This window comes from Aurantiacibacter sp. KMU-128, assembly GCF_056933515.1.
In genome coordinates this window covers 958,700-982,000 of sequence record NZ_JBXORT010000001.1, presented here as the reverse complement: position 1 = coordinate 982,000, position 23,301 = coordinate 958,700, and the positions used below count along the sequence as shown (strand labels likewise).

Here is a 23,301-nt window from a genome sequence, read left to right as displayed (position 1 = left end):
GTGTTTCTACTTGGCGCCGAAGCCTGTGAGCACCACCATCGCAGTGCGGAACAGGATCAGGAAATCGAGCCAGTACGAGAAATTCTTGATGTAATAGAAGTCGTATTGCAGCTTGTTATCGACATCGGACAGCCCGGTCACATGGCCCTGGTTGACCTGCGCCCAGCCGGTGATGCCGGGACGCACGATGTGGCGGTAATCGTAGAACGGGATTTCCTGCTGGTACCAGCGTGACAGTTCCAGCGCTTCGGGACGCGGGCCGATCCAGCTCATCTGGCCAAGCAGAATGTTCCACATTTGCGGCAATTCATCGATCCGCGTCTTGCGCAGAAAACGGCCGAGCTTGGTGATGCGCGGATCGTTCTCGCCGGTCATCGCCTTTAGCCGCCGCGCTTCCGCATCGCCCAGATCTTCCTCACGCCGCATCGTGCGGAATTTGAGAACGTAGAACGGCTCCCCGCGATAGCCGATGCGCTGCTGGCGAAAGAAGACGCCGCCGCGCGAGTCGAGCGTAATCAGTATCGCCACAAAGCACAGTGGCAAGATCACGATAGGCAGCAGCAGCAACGTGAGCGCGATATCCGCCATCCGCTTCAAGCGCATGAAGGACATACTCGGCAGCAGCGAGCCAAAGCTGTTTTCGGACAGGTGCTCGACCTGCACCTTGCCCGTCGCGGCTTCGTAGACCTGCTTGAAATGGAACACCGGCACGCCCTGCAACGCCGCGTTGGCGAGCAGCCGTTCCCATTCGGGCTTATGATTGCAGTGCAGGTCGGCCACCAGAATAGCGCCGCGATGCTTGGGCAGAATGGGCTCTGCCAGCCGCCGCGTTTGCAGGCCGACGCTTTTCAGCCGCGTGATACGCCCGCCCGGCACGGTGTAGAATATGTTCTGGTCGGACTTCGTCGCCAGAATCATGATCACCAAGTAGGACGAGAGTGAAATCGCAAAATTCACGCCGAAAACGGGGATCGAATAGGCGATCCGCAGCATCAGAATGCCCATGGCGACAAGGCCGAAGCTGGTGATGAAGGCCGGAATGACCGAACCGAACTGTTTCACGCCGGGATAGATATTCACCCGCCGCGCCAACATGATGCCGAGCGTCGCGGCGATACCCGTGCCAAACACCGAATTCTGCACCGCCCCGGGCGTAAACAGCGCCAGATCGGCGCCAAAATAGAGGACAGGAGGCAGAATCGTGCCCAGCGCGAGGCACGCGAGCGCTTGCAGAGCGAAGGAGCGATAAAGGCTCCGGTCGTCCTGGATCAGCTCATTTGGTGCTGCCATCAGCATTGGGCTGCGTATTCCACGTTTGCTATTTCCCCCGCGTTCGAAAATGCCTCTAAACCGCGAATATGACGCGAATTGTGCAGATGCGAACAAATGCGTAATACGCCTCGCTTGCGAAATTCGCAAGGGCGGGGACGTGCCAAGTTGTAACAGTCTGTCGATGCCTAGCCTCGGCTGAGGCTGATTAGGCTTCCACCGTCCAGGTCTGGCCCTTGGCGAGCAATGCGGCGAGATTGGGCTCCTTGCCCTCGCTCAAACGCTTATTCTCGGCTGTCACCGCCTGTTCGAACACCGGAGCGGGATCGTCGTAGATCACGCCCAGCGGCATGGGGAACGGGCCGAAAGTCAGCTCGACCAGCATATGCGCGATGGTGCGGTTGGTGACGTTGTGGCGCAGCACGCCTGCGGCCTCCCAATCGCCATCGACCACATCGACGACCTTCAGATCGAGCGTCTCCATATCGAGCGCAAGACCCTTGGCACCGCCTGCAAACAGCATCGGTTCGCCGTTTTCGAGCCAGAGCTGGCGATCATCCGCTCCCTTGGGCGCGGCGAAATCGTTGAAGACGTCTTTGTTGTAGACGATGCAGTTCTGGAAAATCTCGATAAAGGCCGCGCCCTGATGCGCGTGCGCGGCTTTCAGCACGTCGGGCAGGTTTTTCGAGACATCGAAACCGCGCGCGACAAAGCGGGCACCCGAACCGAGCGCGAAGGCGCACGGATTGGCCGGCGTATCAACCGAGCCTGCGGGCGTTGACGGGCTGCTCGTCCCGATGCGGCTGGTGGGCGAGTACTGGCCCTTCGTCAGCCCGTAAATCTCGTTATTGAACAGCATGATCTGCATATTCACATTGCGGCGCAGCACGTGCATCATGTGGTTGCCGCCGATGGAGAGCCCGTCCCCGTCGCCGGTCACCAGCCACACATCGAGATCGGGATTGGCCAGCTTCACCCCCGTCGCCACCGCCGGTGCGCGGCCGTGGATGGTGTGGAAGCCATAGCTCTCGATGTAATAAGGGAAGCGGCTGGAGCAGCCGATACCGCTGATAAAGCAGGTGTTGGACGGATCAGCGCCCAGCTGCGGCAGCGTGCGCTGCACCGCCTTCAGGATCGCATAGTCCCCGCAACCCGGGCACCAGCGCACCTCTTGGTCGGTTTCCCAGTCCTTGAGGGTGGTTTCGATTTTGGTCATTTCATTCATGTCACTCACCCACCGGACTTGGCAGCTGGTCGTCATTCACCGGCACCTGACCGCCTTCATTACCCGCCACGCCATCGAAATATCTCGCAATCGCCGCTTCCATTTCGGCGATGCTGAACGGCTGGCCGCTCGTTTTGGTGAGCGGGGTCGCGTCGATCAGGAACTGGTCGCGGATCACGGTCTTGAACTGGCCGGTGTTCATTTCGGGCATCAGCACATGGTCGAACTGGCCGAGCAATTCGCCGAGATTGGCGGGCAGCGGCCAAATATGGCGGACATGGATATGGCTTACGCTCAGCCCCTTCGCCCGCGCGCGCGAAACGGCCTGATGGATCGGGCCATAGGTCGAACCCCAGCCGACCACCGCCAGCTTGCCCGAGGTCTCGCCAAGGCAGACCTCCTGGTCGGGCACGGCGATATTGCCGATCTTGTTCTTGCGCGCATCGGTCATCGCCTGATGGTTGTCGGGCGCGTAGTCGATATGGCCGGTGTCCACCTGCTTTTCGATCCCGCCGATGCGGTGCATCAGCCCCGGCGTACCCGGCTTGATCCACGGCCGCGCGCCCTTGGCATCGCGCTTGAAAGGCAGCAGCGTATCGTCGGGGCCATTCTTCGCGTCGAGGAACTGCGCCGGAGCGCGCTCGAACGCGTCGGGATCGGGCACTTTCCACGGCTCGCTCGCATTGGCGATATAGCCATCGGTCAGCAGCATCACCGGCGTCATGTAATCGACCGCGATCTTGCACGCTTCAATCGCGCATTCGAACGCATCCGAAGGCGAGCAGGCAGCGATCACCGGCATCGGTGCGTCGCCATTGCGGCCGTAGACGGCCTGGTAAAGGTCGCTCTGCTCGGTCTTGGTTGGCAGGCCAGTGGAGGGGCCACCGCGCTGGCTGTTGACGATGACGAGCGGGAGCTCGGTCATAATGGCAAGGCCCATCGCCTCGCCCTTCAGCGCGATGCCGGGGCCCGAGGAGGAGGTAACACCGAGCGACCCGGCATAGCTCGCCCCGATGGCGGCGCAGATCGCGGCGATTTCGTCCTCGGCCTGGAAGGTGGTGACGTTGAACTCTTTCAAACGCGCCAGATGGTGCAGGATCGCCGAGGCAGGCGTGATCGGATAGCCGCCGAAGAACATCGGCAGGCGGAGCAGGCGCGCGCCCGCGACCAGTCCGAGCGACACCGCTTCCGCACCGGTAATCGTGCGATAGAGACCCGGCTCGCTGAGCACAGGATCGAGATGCACCTGCCGTAGCGGGCCAGCGAGCTCCGCCGTCTCGCCATACGCGTGCCCCGCATCGAGTGCGGCGATATTCGCTGCCGCAATATCGGGCTTCTTCGCAAATTTGGCGTTGAGCCAGTCCTTCAGCGGCTGACGCGAGCGGTCGAACATCCACAGCGCGAGGCCCAGCGTCCACATGTTCTTGCAGCGCAGCGCATCCTTGTTGCCAAGGCCGAAGGGCTTCACCGCCTCGATCGTCAGCGCGCTGATGTCCAGCTTGAGCGTGTCGAACGGCGCGAGCGTGTCATCCTCCAGCGGGCTGACATCATATTTCGCCTTGTCGAGATTGCGCTTGGTGAACTCGCCCGTATCGACGATCACCAGCCCGCCCGGCTTCAACGCGGAAAGGTTCACTTTCAGCGCGGCGGGGTTCATCGCCACCAGCACATCGGGCGCATCGCCCGCCGTGTTCACTTCGCGGCTGCCGAAATTGATCTGGAACGCCGACACACCGAAAAGCGTGCCCTGCGGCGCGCGGATTTCGGCGGGGAAATCGGGGAAGGTGGCCAGATCATTGCCTGCCAGCGCGGTGGAGAGCGTGAACTGCCCGCCGGTCAGCTGCATCCCGTCGCCGCTGTCACCTGCAAAACGGACGACGATTGCATCCTGTTTGGAAAGATCGGACCGGGGAGCGGTCGTCTGCGTTGCCATATACTCTGTGTCCTGCCGCGCCCGCTGCTGCGGTGCGCTCTCGTCAAAAAATCGCGTGTGCGACCTAGGTTTTGTTGCCCCATGGCACAATCAAGTTTTTCTGTCAGCCGCGTAGTGACTGGCTTTTGGACTTAGTCCCGATTAGGTGCGCCGCCATGACATCGATCAATCCTTCGCTTTACCGCCCCTGCGTGGGCACCATGATGATCAACGCGCAGTCCGAAGTGTTCGTCGGCAAGCGGATCGACAACAAGGAAGGCGATTGGTGGCAGATGCCGCAGGGCGGCGTCGATGATGGCGAGGATTTGGACGAAGCGATGTTCCGCGAGCTGGGCGAAGAGACGGGCGTCGCGCGCTCGCATCTCGAAATCGTCCACCGGATGCCGGACGAGCTGTTCTACGATCTGCCGGCCGAATTGCATGGCAAACTATGGGGCGGGAAATATGTCGGCCAGCGCCAGACATGGTATCTCACCCGCTTCACCGGCGCGGATAGCGATATTGATCTGGAGGCGCACAAGCATCCCGAATTCTGCGAATGGAAATGGGTCGCGCCCGCCCTTTTGCCCCAGCTGATCGTTCCGTTCAAACGCGACGTATATGAACGGGTTGTAGCGGGGTTTGCGGAATATTTGTGAGCAAACCGTCATCCACGCTTGCGCGAAAATGACGCGGCTCAGTTCGCCGTCACACCCTCGCTCGGATCGACGACTTCGGCGCGCAGCACCGGCGGGCCCGCGGCGATAAAGGCGGCGAGGCGCGCGGTCTCGGGGCAGCTTTCGCCGCACATGGATTGCAGCACGGCGAGATTGCCCTGTGCGGCCTGCAGCGCGCCTTTCTCGACCATCGCTTCGCCCTCGCCCGCAATCGCGGCGAGGTTTTCGGGATCGCGCGCGCGCGCTTCGCGGTAATAGCCGATGGCCTTGCCTTGCAGCCCCTCGGCCCGCGCCGCTTCGGCGAGGCGCAGATAGATGTCGGTATAGCCGGGATCGACCGCCAATGCGGTCTCGAACAGGTCAATCGCACCTTGCGTATCGCCCGCAGCAAGCAGAGCCTGCCCTTCGGCCACCAGCGCCTGCGCCACCGGATCGGGATCGTACCAGCTCGCATGGCTCACGCTCGCCGTGGCGGCGAACAGCAGCGAGAGAGCGGCAGCAGCGGGGGCGAAACGCATAATCAATTCCTTCAGCCGGGACGATGGGTTGGCAGGTGCGGCGTCCATGGGCAAAGAGCTATCACGCTTTTTCTGCACGGGCGATGAAAAATCCGTCCGTACCGTCCTTGTGCGGTGTGAGGCGGATGCCGTGCCCGTGCAGTGTGCCACGCGGCAGATCGGGCATGGCGGCGCTCCAACCGGCGCTGCGATCAAGGAAGGCGGCGAACTGCCCCTTCCCTTCCTCGTCAAGCAGCGAACAGGTGACATAAGTCAGATGCCCGCCGGGCTTCACCAGCGAAGCGCCCAGATCGAGGAGCCGCGACTGGATTGCGGTCAGCCGCTCCAGCTCGCGCGGGGTGAGCCGCCAGCGCGCTTCGGGATTGCGCCGCCATGTGCCGGTGCCCGAACAGGGCGCGTCGATCAGCACGTGATCGGCCTTGCCCGCCCATTCGGCCAGCGCTTCGGCCTCCTGGCCGGGATTGAGCAGGATCGTTTGCGCAATCACTGCGCCAGCCCGCTCGGCACGCGGTTCAAGCTGGCCGAGCCGCCGCCGGTCGGTATCCGCCGCGATCAGCGTGCCCACATTGCCCATCGCCGCCGCCAGCGCGAGCGTCTTGCCGCCCGCTCCGGCGCACAGATCAATCACGGTATCGCCCGCAGCTGCTCCCACGGCGAGGCACGCAATCTGGCTGCCTGCGTCCTGTATCTCGATCAGGCCGTCCGCGTAGGAAGGCCAATCCTCCACCCGCGTACCCGCAGGAAAGCGCCATCCGTCGAGGCCTTCCAGCGGCTCACCAGCCTCCAGGAAGTCCCGAAAATCTGCACCTGCCTTGAGCCTGTTGATCCGCGTATCGAGCGGCGCGCGGGAAAGCAGGCTTTGCGCCTCTTCCTGCGACACGCCTGAAGCAATCAGCCGGTCTTCGAGCCATTCGGGCGCGATGCCGCCATCGGCAATCGGCTCGTCAGGCGTGATTGCGGCAGGGCCATATTGCGAGCCGTCGAACAGCGCTTTGAGCCCGTCCTGCTCCTCCGCCAGCCCCAGCAAAGCCGCGCGCCCGCTGGACGGCACCGGCCCGCAAGCGCGGATGGCGTCATAAACGAGTTCGCGAATGGCGCGTTTGTCCTTTGAACCGGCGAAGCGGTGATCCTTGAACCATTGCGCAATCAGCCGGTCTGCGGGTGGCCCCTGATGCCGTGCCGCCGCGATCACACCATCGAGCACTTCAATCGCCGCCTGAACGCGAGCGGCGGGGGTCACCAGCGGTCAACCAAAGGGTCGGAAGGATCAAGGACAAGTGGCTGCTCTACACAGCGCCATGCTGAACGATATTGCGAAACCATCCGTCGCCCTTCTGGCAATTCGTCAATCAACCGCCGGTCATCAATGGCTCGCTCTTGGTCCAACGCATTTCCGGCAGCCTGACAGGCCTCTTCGCTCGAGAACATTCGCACCGACATTTCCATCGAAGCATCGGGATCCTGCGTGTCCCAATTAACATGAACCAGCAGATAGAGAATCATCGCTTCCATACTGGCTTGTTCCTTACCGCGTCGGATAATTCGGCGCTTCGCGGGTAATGCTCACATCGTGAACGTGACTCTCGGAAAGCCCCGCATTGGTGATGCGGATGAACTGGCCGCGTTCTTTCAGGTCGGCAATTGTCGCGCTGCCGGTATAGCCCATTGCGGCCTTCACGCCGCCGACCAACTGGTGCACCACATCGCGCGCCGGCCCCTTATAGGGCACCTGCCCTTCGATCCCTTCGGGAACCAGCTTCATCTGGTCTTTGATGTCGGCCTGGAAATAGCGGTCCGCACTGCCCCGCGCCATTGCGCCGACGCTGCCCATGCCGCGATAGGATTTGTAGGCGCGGCCCTGATAGAGGAAGGTTTCACCCGGAGCCTCTTCGGTACCCGCCAGCAGGCTGCCGATCATCACGGTCGATGCGCCTGCCGCCAGAGCCTTGGCTGCATCGCCCGACGTGCGCAGCCCGCCATCGGCGATAATCGGCACGTCACCTGCGGCCCGCGCGCTGTCCATAATCGCGGTGAGTTGCGGCACGCCGACACCGGCGACGATGCGCGTGGTGCAGATCGAACCCGGCCCGATGCCGACTTTCACTGCGTCTGCGCCTGCATCAACCAGCGCCTTGGTCGCTTCTGCCGTGGCGACATTGCCCGCGACGATCTGCACATGGTTGGAAAGCTTCTTCGCCCGCGTCACCGCTTCGGCGACCGCCTTGTTATGGCCATGGGCGGTATCGATGATGATGACATCGCATTCGGCATCGACCAGCGCCTCGGTGCGCTCGAAACCCTTTTCGCCCACCGTTGTGGCGGCGGCCACGCGCAGGCGGCCGCCATTGTCCTTGGTGGCATCGGGGTTGAGCACCGCCTTCTCGATATCCTTGACGGTGATAAGGCCGACGCAGTGGTAATCGGCGTCAACCACCAGCAGCTTCTCGATCCGGCGCTGGTGCAGGATGCGCTGCGCTTCTTGACTGCTCACCCCTTCGGAAACGGTGGCGAGGTTCTCGCTCGTCATCAGTTCCTTCACCGGCTGCGCGGGATTGTCGGCAAAGCGCACATCGCGGTTGGTGAGAATGCCCACCAGCTTGCCGTCGGGCGCAACAACCGGAATGCCGCTGATATTGTGCTGCTGCATCAGCGCATTGGCATCGCCCAGCGTCGCATCGGGCGTGATCGTGATCGGGTTCACCACCATGCCGCTTTCAAAGCGCTTCACGCGGCGCACCGCATCGCATTGCTCTTCGATGGTCAGATTGCGGTGGAGCACGCCGATCCCGCCCATCTGCGCCATCACAATCGCCATCTCGGCCTCGGTCACCGTGTCCATCGCCGCGGAAAGCACGGGGATATTGAGCGCAATACCGCGCGTCAGCTGCGTCTTGGTCGACGCTTGCGAGGGGAGGATGTCGCTTTCGGCGGGACGGAGAAGCACGTCGTCGAAAGTCAGACCGGTCGGGATGTCCATGGATGCCACTTTTCTTGTCAGCGTTTTGATTCGTGGCGGCCCATGTAAACGCACTGTGTGACAGGCGCTAGGGGGGATGGGGAAAGGTAAACAGGTGCTCCTGCAGCCCGTGTCAAGACGAGTCGCAGGCAAGCTGTTCAGCAAAACCAGCCCCAATCTGTATGGGATTTGTAAACAGGTCGTCCCGGCATTGCCCCGCCCCGCCCCCGGAATCACGGTTAAATGCGTACAGGTTCATCCACGCGACAGGTTCGCAGGGACATCCGCAGGGGGCAAAGGCGTTAAGACCTTGTCGCTATGCGCGCAGCAGCGTCGCCGGTCACGCATGGGCCGCAACAGTAGCGCGCTACAGATTTGTGAAGGAGTACCCATCATGCGCACACTCGTTTCCGCAGCCAGCCTGGCAGCAATTGCCATCGGCGCACCCATTCACGCGCAGGAATTGCAGCCGGCAAATTACGATCCCACCGCCCAGCGGATTACCGTCACCGGCTCCATCCCTGCCGATCTGGAAGGCCTGCCCGCCGGGCCGGAGCTGGAAGGCTTTATCTCGGCGCGCAATGGCAGCCGCGTGCAGGTTACCAGCCCGATGGGTGTGAACGAGCAGTTCAACGTCTCCCCCGCGACTGATATCCGCGCGCGTGGCGGCTTTCTGGGTCTGGGCCGTACACGCCTCGACGCCAACGCGCTGATGAACGGTCTGCCGGTCACCGTGCAGACGGTGCAATGGGAAGGCGGCCTGATCGCTACCGAAGTGCGGTTCTCCAGCGAAGACCTCGAGACCGCCACCATGATCCGCAGCGGCACCGAGCAACAATTCGCTGTGCAGGGCGCTGCGATCGAAGAAAACGCAGCCGCTACCGAAGCGCTGCGCGGCCGTGTCGCGAATATCGACCAGTATGACATTATGGGCACCGCCAATGTCTATTTCGACACCGGTCGCTGGAATATCTCGCCCGCGGGCCAGGCCGAACTGTGCCGCATCGCACAGCAAGCCGAGAACACGGACAACGCGCTATTGCTGGTGGTCGGCTACACCGACAATGTTGGCGATTACGAATTCAACCAGACACTGAGCGAGCGCCGCGCGGGCCGCGTGGTCAATCATCTGCAGCAGCAGTGCGGCTGGCAGCCGTGGCGTATGCTCACTCCGACCGGCATGGCCGAATCCGATCCGGCCGCCGACAATTCGACCGAAGCAGGCCGCGCACAAAACCGCCGCGTCTCGGTCAACATCCTTGTGAGCAAGGCGGTTTCGGGAATGTAATTCGCTGGCAAGCGAGTAAGCGAAAGGGCGGCCTTAACGGGTCGCCCTTTTTTTGTTGGCGGAGTGTTGCATCCGTTTTGGAGGTGGTCGCTCTTTGCTGGACGCGCGATCGGGTGTATGGACACATCTATGAACAAGTATTCGCCACTTATTTCCGAGTTTGCCTCAGCGGAAGAAGAGGCCGCTTATGAGGCTTGGCTGAAGAAGAAAGTCGAGGAATCGCTGGCTGACTCCCGCCCCTCCATTCCGCATGACGAAGTGATGGCCGAGATTGATGCCATGCTCGAGGCCAAAAAGGCAAAGCGCGCGGCGGAAAACAATTGAAGGTCATCTGGCGTCCGAAAGCTCGCGACGATCTTAGGACGATCATCGATTACATCTCGGACTACGATGAAACGGCGGCTCACCGTCTACGCGACCGTGCCTTCGACTTTGCCGAGCGGATTGCGCAATTCCCTTATATGTTCAGACGCGGTCGCTTGCCCAACACCCGCGAAGCGGTGCTGCATCCGAACTACATAATGATTTACCGCGTGAGCACAGACTGCATCGAGATTGTGGGGGTAATTCACTCCCGCCAGCAGTATCCCTGAGACTTGTACAACGTGCCGCGCGCAAAATATGACGATTCCCCAGCTAATCTGCTATCAGCAAGAGCTGCATCCTCGCTAAATCAACACGAAGCGGTTGGCCTATGAGGTGAAGTCGGCAACGCGCTTCAGTGAAGCCACCCGCCTATCAGCCGCGAAGAAAGTCCTCGATCGCTTTTATGCCGGAAGAATTGAGCCATGGATGAAATCGAACTGTCGTGTCGTTTGTCTCCAAGACCAAACCAAAATGCGTTCGTCTTCGCGTACCAATCTCTTCCCTCATGAGGCGCTTCCCCTCCACCACCAGTTCATTGCCTTTGATGACGAATTCATAGCCACGCAGAATCGAACGAGCTGCCGGAATAAAAACAATAACTGCTTGGAGAAGAAAGCAAAACCACCCAACACTGTATGTGAGCCAAGCGGGCAACGGCCACCGTCCTTCGCTCACCCTATCGAAATCAATCATTCCCGTAGTCGCAAACTCGTGAACACTCATGGCTGGCACAATGGCGGCCAGCAGAAAAATGCATCCAAACCGTAACCACCGGTCGAATTTGTAGACTTGAAGTTTGCTCACTCCGCCGTCCAGCCGCCGTCGATGCTCCAGTTCGCGCCGGTCACATTGCCCGCTTCCTCGCGGCACAGGAAGGTGGCGAGTGCGCCCACTTCTTCCACCTGCACGAAGCGTTTGGTCGGTTGTTTGGCGAGCAGCACGTCGTTGATCACCTGCTCTTCGGTCAGGCCGCGCGCTTTCATCGTGTCGGGGATCTGCCCTTCGATCAGCGGCGTCCAGACATAGCCGGGGCTGATGCAATTGGCGGTGATGCCGGTTTGCGCCAGTTCAAGCGCCACCGTCTTGGTGAAGCCGTCGACCCCGTGCTTGCTGGCATTGTAAGCGCTTTTGAACGGGCTCGCGGTCTTTGAATGTGCGCTGGCAGTGTTGATGATGCGGCCCCAGCCCTTCTCTTTCATACCCGGCACGGCGAGCCGCGTCGTGTGGAACACGGCAGTAAGATTGAGCGCGATAATCATGTCCCAGCGATCGAGCGGGAATTCGTCCACCGGCGCGACATGCTGCATTCCGGCATTGTTGACGAGGATATCGACCGGCCCGGCCTCTGCCATCATCGCCTCGATCTCGTCGACCTTCATCAGGTTCGCGCCCGAATGCGTCGCGCCCAGCTCGTCACACAGCTTGGCGATTTCGTCCGCATCGCCGAACCCGTTGAGCACAATTTTGGCGCCTTCCGCCGCCATTGCGCGGGCGATGGCGAGGCCGATTCCGGAGGTTGAACCGGTGATAAGGGCGCGCTTGCCGTTGAGGAACATGGACGAGTCTCCTTGATTTGCTTTCCCGCCCGGTCCTAATGCTGCCATAGGTCAGGTCCAGTGGAATTTGGTCCGGGACGGGAAAAGGGACGCGAGGGAAGCATGAGGCTCAATCCATTCGATACCAGCAAGATCAATGTCGGCACCACGGGCGGACGCGGCGGCGGGATGCGGCGCGGCGGCAGCATCGGGTGCGGCGGGATTGTCGTGGTGCTGATCGGCGCGCTCGTCTTCGGGGTTGATCCCGGCCAGATGATCGGCGCGATGGAAGGGGTGCAAGGCGGACAGGGCCAGCAGGTGACCGCGAGCGAGGACGAGCAGGCGATCTGTTCCTCCAACGCTTATGCCAGCGAAAGCTGCGCCGCGCTGACTTCGCTCAACGAGACATGGGCTGCACGCTTCCGGCAGGAAGGGATTGGCGAACGCTTCCGCCAGCCGCGCCTTGAATTCGCCACCGCACAGCGGTTCAGCACCGGATGCGGCGAAGGCAATGTGGGCATGGGGCCGTTCTACTGCCCCGCGGACGAGACGATGTATATCGATGTCGGCTTTTACGACCAGCTCGCGCAAATGTCGGGCGAGCGCGGAGACTTTGCACGCGTCTATGTCGTCGCGCACGAATATGCGCACCATGTGCAGACGATCACCGGCGTTTCCGACCAGATCCGCAGCGCGCAGGCGCAGAACCCGCGCCGCTCTAACCAGTTGCAGGTGATGATGGAGCTGCACGCGGACTGCTATGCCGGCGTCTGGGCAGGCCTCAACCGCAATCTGATCGAACCGGGCGATTTGCAGGAAGGCATGAACGCCGCCTCCGCCATCGGTGACGACCGTTTGAGCGGCGGTCGCTTGAGCCAGGAAAGCTTCACCCATGGCAGCAGCCAGCAGCGCATGGCCGCGCTGCGGCTCGGCCTAGAGAGCGGCAGCAGCGACCGCTGCGATAGCGAAATCCTCAACGCGCGTTAGTTGCAGCGCAGAAGGCGGCGCTTTCCGCTAGGCAAGCGCCGCCCTCAGCAAGCAAGTCGCCGGTTGCCTAGGCAGTGGCGCGGACCGGCGGTCTGCTGTCTGGGCAATCCTCGGTCGTCTCGCTCACAACGCGGCCCGTCAGAGGGTGCGCCATCGGCGATACGAGAACCGCAGCGGAAGTCGGACGCGGTGTCGTGGTAAAGCCGTAGGTAACGCGCGGCGGCACTGGCGGTTGGGGCGGACGCGCGGCTTCGGGATATTTGGGTGCCGCGCGGGAGGACACCCGTCCCGTGCGCGCGCTGCCTTCTTCCATTTCGCTGATCGCCGCTTCAAGCTCGCGCACGATTTCGCGGCGCGTTTCGGCAGGGATTTCGGGATTGTTTTCGATCGAGGCAATGGCAGCGCGCAGCCCGCCGGCGGCCTGCGCTTGAGCTTGCGCTTCGATATTGCCGGTGCAGATAACCATCGCCTGCTCGCCATTGCCGAGATCGATCCGTTCGACCGTCTGCCCGCCCGAACATTCGGAATCGATAGACCGCGCCTCGCGCCCGTTTTCACGCGTCATCACGACACGGCGGCTTTGCACCCGGGCGTCGGCGGTGCCTGCAAGGGCGCGCTCTACAGTGCGTTCGATCTCGACATCGAGATCGTCGAGATCGAGATCGAGTTCCATATCGGCGAGCAATTCCGCGAGTTCGCCTTCGCTCAGCGTGCCGTCGCTGCCGGGTTCGACCGGACGGCGGATCACCCGGCGCGTCACATGGCGCTCGCCATCATCGCTCGTGGTATCCTGACTGATGGTGATGATCTGCTCGCCATCGATCACGACGACTTCGACCTCGGGGTCGCCGGTCACAGAAGCGGGAACATCGGGAGCCACGGTTGTTGCGGGATAGCCGGGTGCGACAGGCGCCTCGGGTGCGGCGGGCGCTTCGGGAAAACGGTCCGGCTCTGCCTGCGCATAACTGATCGACGCGGTCAGCGGCAGCGCCAGCGCGGTGGTGGCGAGCGCGGCAATGCCGATGCGGCGGCGACGGGCGGAAATATCTGTCATGGTGAGGCTCCTCAAACGGTGGATGATCGACTTCTCGCCGAGCACCGGACAGGCCATCGGAGCCGCCAAAGCAAGGTGCTGGCCGGCGGCAAAACCGGCAATCACCTCGGCATAGGCAGCTCTTTCCGACCGCGCACGGCCAGCGACAACGCGCGCATCGCACGCTGCCTCCTGATCCCTGCGCATTGCTCGCCAGCCCCACCAGGCGAGCGGATTGAACCAGTGCAATGCCAACAGCGGCTGCGCCGCAATATTGGCGAGAAGATCGTGCCCGCGGTGATGTTCCAGCTCATGCGCGATAGCCATGTCGCGCGCACGCACATCGATGCGGTCCATAAATTCGGGCGGCAGCGCAACCACCTTGTCGCGTATGCCAAAAGCCACGGGCGCGCTGACAGCGGGGGTTTCCACCAGCCGCACATTGCCCGCCTCGCCCACCGGACGTGCAAACGCCAGCAGGTCGCGGCGCATCCGCATATAATCGCGCACCCGCATGGCGAGGAAGATCGCCGCGCCGCCCAGCCAGAGCGGCAAGAGAAGGTCGGTTACGGTCAAGTCGAACCAAGGCGCGGCGGCGGGTGCTTGCTCGCGAACGGCCTCGGTCGCCACAGGAGCCTCGGTCAGGTAAACAAGGATCGGCGCGGCCCCGTTCGCTGACGAAGCAATTGGCGCAGCTTCCGGCACGGCCACACTAGGCTGCATCCATGCAGGCAGCACAAGCGGCGGCATGATAAAGCGCAACAGCGGCAGCGCCCACAATGCATAGGCGATTTGCGGCCCGAACAGCTCCGCCACCTTGCGGCGCACCAGCAGCACCAGTGCGATCAGCAGCGCGGTGTAGATGAATGTATCGACCATCCAGTCGGCGAAGCCAGCTCCCCCCAGCCCGATCATTTCTTCAACTCCGCCAGCAGCCGCTCGATTTCGGCGATATCATCCGATGTCAGCGCCTCGCTCTCTGCCAGGTGCGCGAAAAGCGGCGCGGCGCGGCCACCGAACAGCCGTTCGACCAGCCGCTTGCTCTCGGTGCCGACATAGGCGGAGCGTTCGATCAGCGGGGTGTAGAGGAAACGGCGGCCATCGGGCTGTGTCGCCAAGGCGCCTTTCTGTACAAGGCGGGACAGCAGCGTTTTGACCGTGGGCATCGACCAGCCGCGCTTGCCGCACACGTCCTCGCACACTTCGGCGGCGGATTGCGGGGACTTGGCCCACAGGGCCTCCATTACGGCGTGTTCGGCGTCGCTAATCCGCTCGACCCCTTCTGCGTCTTTTCCGGTTCCCACATTCGCAGCCATGGTATGCTCCCTTGGTCAGCTGTTGCGCTTACGATTACGTTTGTAATCTGAATGCCGGTTGAATGCAAATGGTCGAGCAGGCAGATGCTTGAACAATTCGAGGGAAACATGGCGTGTAACCCGATGCACGTTTCCGGCGAAGGATGTAACCGTGGGGACAGATGGCGCGAATTGACACTCAGGATTTGGCATCCGGCGATGTGCTCGACCACTTGATGGCGGCGGCGCGAGACGGTGATCGCAAGGCGTATCGGCAGTTTCTGGCCGAGGCATCAGGGCGGATCCGTGCCATGCTTCTGCGCAAGACCGGTGCCGACAGTGAAGTGGAAGATGTGTTGCAGGAATGCCTGATCGCCTTGCATGAAAAGCGCCACACGCTCGATCCCGGGCGTCCGGTGGGGCCGTGGATGTATGCGATCGCCAATTACAAGCTGATCGATTTCTGGCGGAGACGCGGGCGCAGCAGACTGGTGCTGGATGACGAGGCAGACATGGGGGTCGCACCAGAAACATTCGCCGGTGTCGACATCGCTGCCCTGCTGGACGAATTGCCCGATGCGCAGGCAGAGGCGATCCGGATGACGCATATAGAAGGACTGACGAACAAGGAGGCTGCCGAAAAAACGGGGATAGGCGTCTCTGCCATGAAGCTGCGGGTGCATCGCGGGATGCTGCGGCTCAAAGAGATTGTAGAAGAACACAAGCAATGACCGATACCGACTCCATCCTCGACCAGCTCGCCACCGAAGGCGCGGGCACCAGTGAGAGCCATCTGGCGCGCTTTTACGGCCCGCTGCTGGGCGTGCTATTGCTCGCTGGTGTGGCGTTGTCGTTGCTGCTCGATGGCGCATTTCTCAGCCTGGAGCTTTACGGCGTCGGCCCGATGGCGATGAAATGGGGCTTCTCGGTCGCGCTGCTGCTGCTGGCAGGCGCGGCGCTGTATGTGCTCGGGCGGCCCGGCAGGCCGAACCGCTTGGCGATGATCGCGCTCGCGATACCTTTCGTGCCGGTGGTGGCGCTGCTCGCTTTCGAAATTTCGATGATCGGCTTTGTTGCCGAGGGCGCAACATGGCGCAGCTGCCTTGCCGCCATGACGATCATCAGTCCGATTGCCTTTGGCGCCGCTATTCTCGCCACCCGCTCGCTCGCGCCAGTGGAGCTGCGCCGCGCCGGGCTTGCCGCAGGCCTTTTCGGCGGCGCGGTGGCGATGACCGCCTATTCGCCCTTCTGCCCCGAACTCGGCATGGGCTATATGGCCGCCTTCTATGTCGCACCGATCCTCGCCATGGGCGCCATCGGCTGGCTGACGGGCCCGCGTCTGTTGCGCTGGTAGGACATTACAAGAGGGGGCCGGCCGCAATGGCCAGCCCCCTTCCCCCTGTTTGCGGCTTCGCGGTTCAGGCGTAGGCCGGAATGTCGCTCTCGTCCTGCCGGATCGCCGACCATTCGACATTGCGCGTGGCATACATCACGCCCGCCAGCGCCACGAAGAGCAGCACTGCGCCGATCACCAGCGAGAATGTCTCCATGCTCAGCAGCACGAAGAGCAGCGCATAAAGCCCCGCCAGCATCCCCCCGATAAAGCCCGCGCGCTTCCAAGTGCCGAGGACCGCAGCGCTATACGCCGTCAGCAGCCCGATCACCGCCGCCGCTGCAATCACGTAAGCCAGCGCAAAGCCGACGATCTCGGCAAAGGCGAGCAGCAGCACGAAGAACAGGATCAGCCCCACGCCGGTGAGCAGATATTCCGCGCTCGCGACTTTCGCGCCGCCAACGATGTCGAACATCAGGAAGGCGGCGAAGGTGAAGCCGATGAACAGGAAACCGTATTTCACCGCGCGATCAACCTGGCTGTAGAGATCGACCGGATCGACCAGCGCGATCCGCGTCACCGCGCTTGATGCCGCTTCCAGCACCGGATCGACGCCCGAGCCAACGTCGTAGCCCGGCATCCGCTCATCGGCGGGCGGCGCGTGGTCGGTAACCGACAGCAACCGCTCGCCCAGCGCCAGATTGGTGATGCCGCTATAGGATGCGGTGAACCCCTCGCCCGACACCTCGCGGTCATTGGGCAGGAAATTGCCGGTGAAGCTGGGGTGCGGCCAGGCCGATGTGATGTTCCACGACGTCTCGCCGCCGCGCGGCACCATGCCGAGCGAGCTGCTGCCACGCAGGCCGTATTCCCAGCGCACACTCAGCGGTGCCTCGCCTGCCCAACTGACGGGTGTCGACAAGCCCGAACCGCCCGTCGCCAGCGGCCCGCCCCCGGGGTTGAGCGCCAGCGCCTCGCCACCCGCCGTCACCCGCGCCCCATCGGTCAGCCCGCGCGGGTCGGACACGCCGAAACGCAATTCCGCCGCATCGAGCAGCAAGGCTTCGCGCGCAATGCCGAGCCGCTGCAGATCATCGGTCAGCACGAATTGCGCGGTGCCACTCACCGCCGCTTCGTAAACAATGCTCTCGTAAATCGCATAGCTCTTGCGGTCGGGATCGATCGCGGTTTCCACCGCCTGCGATTGCGGCGAGACGAACAATTCGCGCCGCACCTGCCGCTGGCGGGTGACCGTTTCGCCATCCACCGTCTCGCTGCTGCTCTCGCTCGCCATATAGGGGATAACGAGCACCGGCCCGGTCACCGTTTGCGGGCCGCCCCAGCCCGCCGTGATCTGCGCCTGCGCGGTTTCGGACTGGCTCTGCCTGTCCCACACCAGCGCATAGACCATCATCAGAGGCACGATCAACACCCCCGCGACCAGCGCGGTGAGCAGCAATTTCACCCCCGGACTTCGTGATTTCGCCATTGTCGTAACTCCTCCTGTTGCACGATGAACCGTGCATTGTGAGCGACGAACTGAATTGCGAATGAATGGATGATGTCGCCAGACGCTGCCTAGCGCGCAAGGTACGGCGGCACACTCCCATAAGTATGGGGGCCGGATTACGGCTTTGACAGACTTCCGGTTGCGGGCCGGTGGGCGTCGATCAGTTGGCGACGCGCTCCAGCAGGATCAGCGGCTGGATGATCGTTGGCACCAGAGCCAGGATCGTATCCAGACGGCGGCGGCTCGGCGAATCGCCGACCATCACGATATCGCGCGGATAGATCACCGGATCGGGATAATTGCCGCGCTGGATACCTTGCAGATTATACACGCCGATATAGCGCTGCCCGTCCACCTCGCGGAACACCAGCACTTCGGAACGGTTGGCATATTCCTCAAACCCGCCGCCAATCGCGACCGCTTCCATCAGCGTAACCGTTGATGTGATAGGGAAGCGCCCCGGCCGGTCAACCTCGCCGCCGATGGTGAAGAACTGTTCGTTGCGCGCGGTGATTTGCGAGGTCACATCGGGGTTGCGGACATAGGTATTGCGGAACCGGTTCTCGAGCTGGTAGGACAGCTCGTCCGTGGTCAGCCCCGATGCCTCCACACTGCCGATCAGCGGATAATCGAAGGTGCCATTGGTGCCGACCCGCACCACCCGCGACAGCTCTTCGATCCCGAAAACGTCAACCTGGATCACATCCAGCGGCCGGATCAGGCCTTCGTCCAGCTCGGGCCCGAAATCGTCGAAAGTGGGCGTTGGCAATGTTGCCGTATCGGAAACTTCGACGCCCGGCGCGCCGCCAATCGGTGGCGGGGTGCTGGCACAGGCGGCGAGTGCAAGCGCCATGGCGGCAGCGAACATCATGCGGAAACGGGTCAAAGCAAAATCCTCGTATGTCTGGCGCGCGTGCCCATGCCGGTTCGACTACGGCCATTGCCGCGCTTTCGCAACCGCAAAGCCGCGAATGTTGCGCAGTGTTACGGGTTGACCGGTGCATCATCGGCGGAGGGTCTGTCATCGGAAACGGCAGGGCGGCGCAGCACCGTCCACAGCTTGTAATAGAGCACGCCCACGCTGGCAGCGATGGCATCGGTGATGAAATCATCCCACGAGGGAATGCGGTTCCACGCCGTCGCGCCCTGCGCCGCTTCGATAAACGCGCCGAGCGCGAGCAGCACGAGCCAGATCAGCACGAGATTGCCCTTGGGAAAGGCCGCCGGTGTCAGCAGTCCAAGGATGAAAAACGCCACCCCGTGATAGGCCGCTCCGCCAAGCCCTCCGGCGCTGGCAGGCGCGAGCGCGAAATAGAGGATGGCGCAAAGGCAGGCGAACCATGCGAGGCGGATCGTCGTGGGCAGCATAATCGGGAGCACCGCTAGCGCGCCGGCAATGAACCGTCGATGGCTGGCCTCACCACGCTCTAAAGCGCCTTGCTGCCCATCCACGCGGCCACCCCAAGCAGGGCCAGCGCCGATCCGGCGCGCACCGCGACGCTATTGGCCTTTTGCCGGACGAACACGCCCAGCTTCTCGCCGCCAAAGGCCAAAGCGATATGGATGGCGGTGGCAATGCCGAGATAGATCAGGCCCAGCAGCACAAATTGCGGTGCGGAGGCGCGCGCTCCGTCGATAAAGTTCGGAAACACGGTAAGGAAAAACAGCGCCGCCTTGGCGTTGAGCAGGTTGATGACGAAGCCCCGCCGGAAGGCCTTGCGCACCCCCTCCTGATCGCCTGCCGCCTCCCAATTGCCGGTGCTGCTTTCCCGCCACGCATCCCAGGCGAGCCAGACCATGAAGGCCACTCCGGCAAATGCCATCAGCCGGGCGAGCGCCGGATATTCCGCCACCAGGCCCGCAAATCCGAACACCACCGCGAGCATCAGCAGCGCCAGCCCGCACAGAATGCCCAAAACCGCCGCCAACCCCGCCCGCAACCCCCGCCGCGCGCTGAGCAGCGCGAGCCAAACCATGTTCGGCCCGGGCGTCAGCTCGATCAACAAGGCGGTGAGCGCGAAGGAGAGGGCTAGCGGCAAAGGGGCAGTGTCCGGGTCATGGCGCTGTGGGTAAGCGAGGAAGCCGCATTCGCCAAGGTGGGGAGAGGTATTTCACCATCCTCCCCAGGACCTCCCCATCCCGTTCGTGTCGAGCGTAGTCGAGACACCTCGGCACTCGCGTGTCTCTACTACGCTCAACACTAACGGAGTAGAATGCTCTTGCCCGCTTGCCGCAATTACCAATTCTTGGTATTTATCCGAGCCATGGGAAAAAACACCTCGATATCGCTCAGTGACCACTTTCTGGATTACACCCGCAAGAAGGTCGAATCCGGTGAATACGGCTCAACAAGCGAAGTCGTGCGCGAAGCCTTGCGGCTGCATGAAGAGCGGTCAATCTATCAGGCCAAGCTGTTGGAGGCGATTGACGAGGGGCTTGCCAGTCCGGTCGACGAGACCTTCTCCATGCGCAAATGGATCGACGAAACTTTCCCTGAGAAATGACCAAGCGCATCGTTTTCCGCACTGCCGCGATGCGGGACGTGTCGCAGCTGGGTGAGGAATCCGAAGCGCGCTGGGGCCGTAAGCGCACGCGGCAATATCTCGACGCTATCGAAGCCAAAATCCAGAAACTCGCGGAAAATCCGATGCTGGGTCACGACGCCGAATTGCCCCGCGCAGGGCTACGCCGCATCGACAGTGGGCGGCACGCGATTTTCCACATGGTCTTTGAAGACCGCATCGAAATTGTCCGGGTACGACACGTGGCGAGTGACTTTGAGCGGTGGGTTTGAACTTTATGATGCGAACGGCATCCTGGGCGTATTGCCTTTGTTCACCCAATCTACGTATGCTTGGCCGCCAGCGAACATATGCTCATAATACCGGTCTTGGTCTCGAAGAAAATCGCGTGCTATCTTCTTGCCAGACTTTCCGAAGGCTTGCTCAAAAGCTACGTCCATAAAGGCGAAGGCTTCTGGATCAGAAAGCTCCAATGGACGGCTTGCTGCATCACAAAAACCTGCGGCCCAGCCAACTTGTTCATCTGTTGGCTTGAGGCCGCCGAAAACGCCCTTCTTCACGCAAAGCATCACTGTCATCGATAAAGCTGTTGATGTCGAAGCCAGCAACCGTACAAGGCGCTCTTCTTCATCCATCAATACACCCGCTTCTTCGGCTTGATATACTCCGCGTCGTCGGTCAGCGTGTATTCGTGCACCGGGCGGTAGTCGATCTTCACATCGCCGCCTGATCCGCCCCAGCCGTTGAACCAGGCCACGGTGTGCTTCATCCATCCGGCATCGTCGCGCTCGGGGAAGTCTTCGTGCGCGTGCGCGCCGCGGCTTTCCTTGCGGTTTTCGGCGGACGACATGGTGACCACCGCCTGCGCCATCAGATTGTCGAGCTCCAGCGTCTCGATCAAATCGCTGTTCCAGATGAGCGAGCGGTCGTGGACTTTGACGTCCTCCATCCGCTTGTTCGTCTCGGCGAGCTTGGCGACGCCTTCGGCCATCAGCGCGCTGTCGCGGAACACGGCGGCGTGCTTCTGCATCGTCTGCTGCATTTCCTTGCGCACTTCTGCTGTCGGCGAGCCGCCATCGGCGTGGCGGAAATGGTCGAGGCGGGTCAGCGCCATGTCGGCGCTGTCGGCAGGCAATTCGTCATGCGCCGCGCCGGGTTTGATCAGCTCTTTAAGGCGGAAGCCCGTCGCGCGGCCAAACACCACGAGATCGATCAGCGAGTTCGAGCCGAGGCGGTTCGCGCCGTGCACCGAAACGCAAGCCGCCTCGCCCACCGCGAACAGGCCGGGCACCACATGGTCGGGATTGCCGTCCGGCCCCAGGGTCACGACTTCGCCGTGATAGTTACAGGGGATGCCGCCCATATTGTAATGCACCGTCGGGGTCACCGGCAGCGGTTCGCGCGTCAGGTCGACACCAGCGAAGATCTTACCGCTCTCGGTAATGCCGGGCAGCCGCTCGGCCAGAACCTTCGGGTCGATATGGTCGAGGTGCAGGTAGATGTGGTCGCCATTCGCGCCAACGCCGCGCCCTTCGCGCATTTCCAGCGCCATCGAGCGGGAGACGACGTCGCGGCTCGCCAGATCCTTGGCCGAGGGGGCATAGCGTTCCATGAACCGCTCGCCTTCGGAGTTCGTCAGATACCCGCCCTCGCCGCGCGCGCCTTCAGTGATAAGCACGCCCGCGCCGTAGATGCCGGTGGGGTGGAACTGCACGAATTCCATATCCTGCAGCGGCAGGCCCGCGCGCAGCACCATGCCGCCGCCATCGCCGGTGCAAGTGTGCGCCGAGGTTGCGGTGTAGTAGCAGCGGCCATAGCCGCCCGTTGCCAGCACAACGCCATGCGAACGGAAGCGGTGGATCGTCCCGTCATCCAGACACATGGCGATCACGCCGACACAGCGGCGGTTCGCGCCTTCGCCCGTCATAATCAGGTCGATGGCGAAATATTCGATGTAGAAATCGGCCGAGTATTTGAGGCTCTGCTGATACAGCGCGTGGAGCATGGCGTGCCCCGTGCGGTCTGCCGCCGCGCAGGTGCGCTGCACCGGCGGGCCTTCGCCCATATTCTGCATATGGCCGCCGAAGGGGCGCTGGTAGATCGTGCCGTCTTCGTTGCGAGAGAACGGAACACCCGCGTGCTCCAGCTCGTACACGGCCTGCGGAGCCTCGCGCGCCAGATATTCGATCGCGTCCTGGTCACCCAGCCAGTCGGCACCCTTCACGGTGTCATACATATGCCACGACCAGTGGTCGGGCGTGTTGTTGCCAAGGCTCGCCGCGATGCCGCCCTGTGCGGCCACGGTGTGCGAGCGGGTGGGAAAGACCTTGGAGATGTTGGCGGTGCGCAATCCGGCTTCCGCCGCGCCCATCGTCGCGCGCAGGCCGGAGCCGCCCGCGCCCACCACCACCACATCATAGGTGTGGTCGGTAATCGGGTAAGCGCGTCCGTTGATTTCGTAAGTGGCGTTGCGGGCCATCAGGCAGCTCCTGCGCCCAGCGACAGGCGCGCAATGCAGAACAGGCCAAACCCGGCCCCTGCGAAGGTAAGAAGGTTGAGAACGAGCAGGGCGGCAAACTTGCTGCCCGCTTCGTGGACATAATCCTCGATCAGCACCTGCAGGCCAAGCCGCGCGTGCCAGAACGTGGTGATGACCAGCAGCGCCATCATAAAGGCGGGGATCGGCTCGCTGATCCAGCCGGTGACGGTGGCGTGATCGAGATCGGGCAGCATCACCAGCGAAATGCCGAGAAACAGCACGGTGACTAGGTTTCCGACCGCGGTGAAGCGCTGCACCAGCCAGTGATGCGGCCCTTCATGGGCCGAGCCGAGACCGCGCACGCGGCCGATGGAAGTTCCGTTACCCATTACAAAT

Annotated in this window: 27 protein-coding genes; 9 read left to right on the top strand and 18 right to left on the bottom strand. The window is 62.4% G+C overall.

Features of this window, described 5'->3' with window-relative positions:
- Positions 1-6 precede the first annotated feature (6 nt).
- The 3 genes from ACS0VV_RS05005 to ACS0VV_RS04995 form a co-directional block, all read right to left on the bottom strand.
- Entirely contained in the window at positions 7-1,290 is a 1,284-nt protein-coding gene (locus ACS0VV_RS05005; protein ID WP_483531629.1) for an exopolysaccharide biosynthesis polyprenyl glycosylphosphotransferase, read from the bottom strand.
- 187 nt (positions 1,291-1,477) lie between these two features.
- Positions 1,478-2,494: a 2-oxoacid:ferredoxin oxidoreductase subunit beta gene (locus ACS0VV_RS05000; protein ID WP_483531628.1), complete on the bottom strand. Its 1,017-nt coding sequence runs from the start codon at positions 2,492-2,494 to the stop codon at positions 1,478-1,480.
- Between the two features lies 1 nt (position 2,495).
- Positions 2,496-4,427, bottom strand: coding sequence for a 2-oxoacid:acceptor oxidoreductase subunit alpha (locus ACS0VV_RS04995; RefSeq protein WP_483531627.1), 1,932 nt, complete (start codon positions 4,425-4,427; stop codon positions 2,496-2,498).
- Between the two features lie 155 nt (positions 4,428-4,582).
- On the opposite strand from ACS0VV_RS04995, the gene ACS0VV_RS04990 reads away from it, so the two are divergent.
- Positions 4,583-5,065 (top strand): RNA pyrophosphohydrolase, encoded by a 483-nt coding sequence (locus tag ACS0VV_RS04990; protein WP_483531626.1) that lies wholly within the window; start codon positions 4,583-4,585, stop codon positions 5,063-5,065.
- 38 nt (positions 5,066-5,103) lie between these two features.
- Here the strand turns inward: ACS0VV_RS04990 and ACS0VV_RS04985 are convergent, their stop codons facing one another.
- The 4 genes from ACS0VV_RS04985 to guaB all read right to left on the bottom strand — a co-directional run bounded on the left by ACS0VV_RS04985 (position 5,104) and on the right by guaB (position 8,578).
- Entirely contained in the window at positions 5,104-5,601 is a 498-nt protein-coding gene (locus tag ACS0VV_RS04985) for a tetratricopeptide repeat protein (protein WP_483531625.1), read from the bottom strand.
- 61 nt (positions 5,602-5,662) lie between these two features.
- Positions 5,663-6,841 (bottom strand): RsmB/NOP family class I SAM-dependent RNA methyltransferase, encoded by a 1,179-nt coding sequence (locus ACS0VV_RS04980; RefSeq protein ID WP_483531624.1) that lies wholly within the window; start codon positions 6,839-6,841, stop codon positions 5,663-5,665.
- A complete protein-coding gene (locus tag ACS0VV_RS04975; protein WP_483531623.1) occupies positions 6,838-7,113 on the bottom strand; it encodes a hypothetical protein in 276 nt (91 codons plus the stop codon). Before ACS0VV_RS04975 ends, ACS0VV_RS04980 begins: the two co-directional genes overlap by 4 nt.
- A 13-nt stretch (positions 7,114-7,126) precedes the next feature.
- Positions 7,127-8,578 carry an IMP dehydrogenase gene (gene guaB, locus ACS0VV_RS04970; protein WP_483531622.1) on the bottom strand — a complete coding sequence of 484 codons (1,452 nt, stop codon included), beginning with the start codon at positions 8,576-8,578 and terminating at the stop codon, positions 7,127-7,129.
- 373 nt (positions 8,579-8,951) lie between these two features.
- On the opposite strand from guaB, the gene ACS0VV_RS04965 reads away from it, so the two are divergent.
- From ACS0VV_RS04965 to ACS0VV_RS04955, 3 genes are all read left to right on the top strand, one after another.
- Positions 8,952-9,845, top strand: a complete 894-nt coding sequence (locus ACS0VV_RS04965) for an OmpA family protein (protein ID WP_483531621.1) — start codon at positions 8,952-8,954, stop codon at positions 9,843-9,845.
- A 129-nt stretch (positions 9,846-9,974) separates the two neighbouring features.
- Positions 9,975-10,169: a type II toxin-antitoxin system RelB family antitoxin gene (relB, locus tag ACS0VV_RS04960; RefSeq protein ID WP_483531620.1), complete on the top strand. Its 195-nt coding sequence runs from the start codon at positions 9,975-9,977 to the stop codon at positions 10,167-10,169.
- Entirely contained in the window at positions 10,166-10,438 is a 273-nt protein-coding gene (locus ACS0VV_RS04955; RefSeq protein WP_483531619.1) for a type II toxin-antitoxin system RelE/ParE family toxin, read from the top strand. Before relB ends, ACS0VV_RS04955 begins: the two co-directional genes overlap by 4 nt.
- 145 nt (positions 10,439-10,583) lie before the next feature.
- Here ACS0VV_RS04955 and ACS0VV_RS04950 read toward each other — a convergent pair whose 3' ends face one another.
- Positions 10,584-10,904, bottom strand: coding sequence for a hypothetical protein (locus tag ACS0VV_RS04950; RefSeq protein WP_483531618.1), 321 nt, complete (start codon positions 10,902-10,904; stop codon positions 10,584-10,586).
- Between the two features lie 107 nt (positions 10,905-11,011).
- On the bottom strand, positions 11,012-11,767 hold the full coding sequence (locus ACS0VV_RS04945; RefSeq protein WP_483531617.1) for a 3-hydroxybutyrate dehydrogenase: 756 nt from the start codon (positions 11,765-11,767) through the stop codon (positions 11,012-11,014).
- 102 nt (positions 11,768-11,869) lie between these two features.
- Here ACS0VV_RS04945 and ypfJ point away from each other — a divergent pair, with 102 nt between their 5' ends.
- A complete protein-coding gene (gene ypfJ, locus ACS0VV_RS04940; RefSeq protein WP_483531616.1) occupies positions 11,870-12,733 on the top strand; it encodes a KPN_02809 family neutral zinc metallopeptidase in 864 nt (287 codons plus the stop codon).
- Positions 12,734-12,800: 67 nt separating this feature from the next.
- On the opposite strand, the gene ACS0VV_RS04935 is transcribed toward ypfJ, so the two are convergent.
- Positions 12,801-14,681, bottom strand: a complete 1,881-nt coding sequence (locus ACS0VV_RS04935) for a M56 family metallopeptidase (RefSeq protein ID WP_483531615.1) — start codon at positions 14,679-14,681, stop codon at positions 12,801-12,803.
- The gene (locus ACS0VV_RS04930) at positions 14,678-15,082 is read right to left on the bottom strand and encodes a BlaI/MecI/CopY family transcriptional regulator (protein ID WP_483531614.1); all 405 of its coding nucleotides are present in this window, start codon (positions 15,080-15,082) and stop codon (positions 14,678-14,680) included. Before ACS0VV_RS04930 ends, ACS0VV_RS04935 begins: the two co-directional genes overlap by 4 nt.
- 161 nt (positions 15,083-15,243) lie before the next feature.
- On the opposite strand from ACS0VV_RS04930, the gene ACS0VV_RS04925 reads away from it, so the two are divergent.
- The gene (locus ACS0VV_RS04925; RefSeq protein ID WP_483531613.1) at positions 15,244-15,792 is read left to right on the top strand and encodes a sigma-70 family RNA polymerase sigma factor; all 549 of its coding nucleotides are present in this window, start codon (positions 15,244-15,246) and stop codon (positions 15,790-15,792) included.
- Complete coding sequence (locus ACS0VV_RS04920) at positions 15,789-16,415, top strand: DUF1109 domain-containing protein (protein ID WP_483531612.1); 627 nt, start codon at positions 15,789-15,791, stop codon at positions 16,413-16,415. Before ACS0VV_RS04925 ends, ACS0VV_RS04920 begins: the two co-directional genes overlap by 4 nt.
- A 64-nt stretch (positions 16,416-16,479) precedes the next feature.
- Here ACS0VV_RS04920 and creD read toward each other — a convergent pair whose 3' ends face one another.
- The 4 genes from creD to ACS0VV_RS04900 form a co-directional block, all read right to left on the bottom strand.
- Positions 16,480-17,883, bottom strand: coding sequence for a cell envelope integrity protein CreD (gene creD / locus ACS0VV_RS04915; protein ID WP_483531611.1), 1,404 nt, complete (start codon positions 17,881-17,883; stop codon positions 16,480-16,482).
- A gap of 181 nt (positions 17,884-18,064) precedes the next feature.
- Positions 18,065-18,790, bottom strand: a complete 726-nt coding sequence (locus ACS0VV_RS04910) for a polysaccharide biosynthesis/export family protein (RefSeq protein ID WP_483531610.1) — start codon at positions 18,788-18,790, stop codon at positions 18,065-18,067.
- A 98-nt stretch (positions 18,791-18,888) separates the two neighbouring features.
- Complete coding sequence (locus ACS0VV_RS04905; protein ID WP_483531609.1) at positions 18,889-19,272, bottom strand: VanZ family protein; 384 nt, start codon at positions 19,270-19,272, stop codon at positions 18,889-18,891.
- A gap of 59 nt (positions 19,273-19,331) precedes the next feature.
- A complete protein-coding gene (locus tag ACS0VV_RS04900) occupies positions 19,332-19,907 on the bottom strand; it encodes a LysE family translocator (protein ID WP_483531608.1) in 576 nt (191 codons plus the stop codon).
- A gap of 261 nt (positions 19,908-20,168) precedes the next feature.
- On the opposite strand from ACS0VV_RS04900, the gene ACS0VV_RS04895 reads away from it, so the two are divergent.
- Entirely contained in the window at positions 20,169-20,408 is a 240-nt protein-coding gene (locus ACS0VV_RS04895) for a type II toxin-antitoxin system ParD family antitoxin (RefSeq protein WP_483531607.1), read from the top strand.
- Positions 20,405-20,698, top strand: a complete 294-nt coding sequence (locus ACS0VV_RS04890; protein ID WP_483531606.1) for a type II toxin-antitoxin system RelE/ParE family toxin — start codon at positions 20,405-20,407, stop codon at positions 20,696-20,698. Before ACS0VV_RS04895 ends, ACS0VV_RS04890 begins: the two co-directional genes overlap by 4 nt.
- Positions 20,699-20,701: 3 nt before the next feature.
- Here ACS0VV_RS04890 and ACS0VV_RS04885 read toward each other — a convergent pair whose 3' ends face one another.
- From ACS0VV_RS04885 to sdhD, 3 genes are read right to left on the bottom strand one after another with little or no spacing between them, the layout of a single operon-like run.
- On the bottom strand, positions 20,702-21,061 hold the full coding sequence (locus ACS0VV_RS04885) for a hypothetical protein (RefSeq protein ID WP_483531605.1): 360 nt from the start codon (positions 21,059-21,061) through the stop codon (positions 20,702-20,704).
- Entirely contained in the window at positions 21,061-22,905 is a 1,845-nt protein-coding gene (sdhA, locus tag ACS0VV_RS04880; protein ID WP_483531604.1) for a succinate dehydrogenase flavoprotein subunit, read from the bottom strand. The genes ACS0VV_RS04885 and sdhA overlap by 1 nt, the downstream gene beginning before the upstream one ends.
- Positions 22,905-23,294, bottom strand: a complete 390-nt coding sequence (gene sdhD, locus ACS0VV_RS04875) for a succinate dehydrogenase, hydrophobic membrane anchor protein (protein WP_483531603.1) — start codon at positions 23,292-23,294, stop codon at positions 22,905-22,907. The genes sdhA and sdhD overlap by 1 nt, the downstream gene beginning before the upstream one ends.
- Between the last annotated feature and the right edge of the window lie 7 nt (positions 23,295-23,301).

Bases quoted from the DNA above. Each gene is read 5' to 3' on its own strand.
- ACS0VV_RS04990 (WP_483531626.1), top strand. From the start codon at position 4,583: ATGACATCGATCAATCCTTCGCTTTACCGCCCCTGCGTGGGCACCATG.
- ACS0VV_RS04950 (WP_483531618.1), bottom strand. From the start codon at position 10,904: ATGATTGATTTCGATAGGGTGAGCGAAGGACGGTGGCCGTTGCCCGCT.
- ACS0VV_RS04885 (WP_483531605.1), bottom strand. From the start codon at position 21,061: ATGGATGAAGAAGAGCGCCTTGTACGGTTGCTGGCTTCGACATCAACA.
- ACS0VV_RS04965 (WP_483531621.1), top strand. From the start codon at position 8,952: ATGCGCACACTCGTTTCCGCAGCCAGCCTGGCAGCAATTGCCATCGGC.
- ypfJ (WP_483531616.1), top strand. From the start codon at position 11,870: ATGAGGCTCAATCCATTCGATACCAGCAAGATCAATGTCGGCACCACG.
- sdhD (WP_483531603.1), bottom strand. From the start codon at position 23,294: ATGGGTAACGGAACTTCCATCGGCCGCGTGCGCGGTCTCGGCTCGGCC.
- relB (WP_483531620.1), top strand. From the start codon at position 9,975: ATGAACAAGTATTCGCCACTTATTTCCGAGTTTGCCTCAGCGGAAGAA.
- ACS0VV_RS04905 (WP_483531609.1), bottom strand. From the start codon at position 19,272: ATGCTGCCCACGACGATCCGCCTCGCATGGTTCGCCTGCCTTTGCGCC.
- ACS0VV_RS04890 (WP_483531606.1), top strand. From the start codon at position 20,405: ATGACCAAGCGCATCGTTTTCCGCACTGCCGCGATGCGGGACGTGTCG.
- creD (WP_483531611.1), bottom strand. From the start codon at position 17,883: ATGGCGAAATCACGAAGTCCGGGGGTGAAATTGCTGCTCACCGCGCTG.
- ACS0VV_RS05005 (WP_483531629.1), bottom strand. From the start codon at position 1,290: ATGGCAGCACCAAATGAGCTGATCCAGGACGACCGGAGCCTTTATCGC.
- ACS0VV_RS04935 (WP_483531615.1), bottom strand. From the start codon at position 14,681: ATGATCGGGCTGGGGGGAGCTGGCTTCGCCGACTGGATGGTCGATACA.
- ACS0VV_RS04945 (WP_483531617.1), bottom strand. From the start codon at position 11,767: ATGTTCCTCAACGGCAAGCGCGCCCTTATCACCGGTTCAACCTCCGGA.
- guaB (WP_483531622.1), bottom strand. From the start codon at position 8,578: ATGGACATCCCGACCGGTCTGACTTTCGACGACGTGCTTCTCCGTCCC.
- ACS0VV_RS04975 (WP_483531623.1), bottom strand. From the start codon at position 7,113: ATGGAAGCGATGATTCTCTATCTGCTGGTTCATGTTAATTGGGACACG.
- ACS0VV_RS04985 (WP_483531625.1), bottom strand. From the start codon at position 5,601: ATGCGTTTCGCCCCCGCTGCTGCCGCTCTCTCGCTGCTGTTCGCCGCC.
- sdhA (WP_483531604.1), bottom strand. From the start codon at position 22,905: ATGGCCCGCAACGCCACTTACGAAATCAACGGACGCGCTTACCCGATT.
- ACS0VV_RS04930 (WP_483531614.1), bottom strand. From the start codon at position 15,082: ATGGCTGCGAATGTGGGAACCGGAAAAGACGCAGAAGGGGTCGAGCGG.
- ACS0VV_RS04925 (WP_483531613.1), top strand. From the start codon at position 15,244: ATGGCGCGAATTGACACTCAGGATTTGGCATCCGGCGATGTGCTCGAC.
- ACS0VV_RS04895 (WP_483531607.1), top strand. From the start codon at position 20,169: ATGGGAAAAAACACCTCGATATCGCTCAGTGACCACTTTCTGGATTAC.
- ACS0VV_RS04920 (WP_483531612.1), top strand. From the start codon at position 15,789: ATGACCGATACCGACTCCATCCTCGACCAGCTCGCCACCGAAGGCGCG.
- ACS0VV_RS04995 (WP_483531627.1), bottom strand. From the start codon at position 4,427: ATGGCAACGCAGACGACCGCTCCCCGGTCCGATCTTTCCAAACAGGAT.
- ACS0VV_RS05000 (WP_483531628.1), bottom strand. From the start codon at position 2,494: ATGAATGAAATGACCAAAATCGAAACCACCCTCAAGGACTGGGAAACC.